Here is a 661-nt window from a genome sequence, read left to right on the forward strand (position 1 = left end):
TAATAAAAACATTCAACCTTTAATTTCAAAATTAAAATATAACAGTATAAGTACTTTTTCACTTTATTTTTTTAATCTATAACACAGTTTATGAGTCTTAAAACCTCTACTTTATATTATGTTTTAATGGTTTTTATAGCCTTAGGGGCTTGCCATCCAAAAGTGATTACTAGTTTAAACAAAAGTTATGCTGCTCTGGATTACAAACAAGAAATTATAATTATTGGGCTAGATAAGATAGTACCTGAGGGCTCGGAACTTCTAGGTGAGGTAATAATTGGAGATACAGGGTTTAGTACCAATTGTAACTACGAAATTGCTATTGAAAAAGCAAAGTTAGAAGCTAGAAAAGCCGGAGGAAATGCCCTCAAGATTGTAGAACACAAATTCCCTTCTTTTTGGAGCAGTTCCTGCCACAGAATTAAAGCGAAAATATTGAGAGTAAAAGACCTTAGTGTCTTTGAACAGGAAGTAAGAGAAGAAGTTGCAAAAAATTTAGATTATGCAATATTAAATATTTATCGGTTTGGTGGAACTGGCGCCTTATTATCCTATGATTTATATCTTGGTGACACGGTATTATGCCGAGTGAAAAACAACTTTAAAACCACAGTCAAAATTAATAAAGAAGGTTTAAATAGCCTATGGTCTAAAACCGAAG

The 661-nt window shown here is 32.1% G+C and carries 1 protein-coding gene; it reads left to right on the forward strand.

Annotated features, from left to right (window positions below; genetic code table 11):
- Window positions 1–90 precede the first annotated feature (90 nt).
- On the forward strand, window positions 91–661 hold a 571-nt coding region (locus tag E1171_RS00400), incomplete at its 3' end, for a hypothetical protein (protein ID WP_281347194.1).

This window comes from Xanthovirga aplysinae (assembly GCF_009711365.1).
GTDB classification, from domain to species: Bacteria; Bacteroidota; Bacteroidia; order Cytophagales; family Cyclobacteriaceae; genus Xanthovirga; species Xanthovirga aplysinae.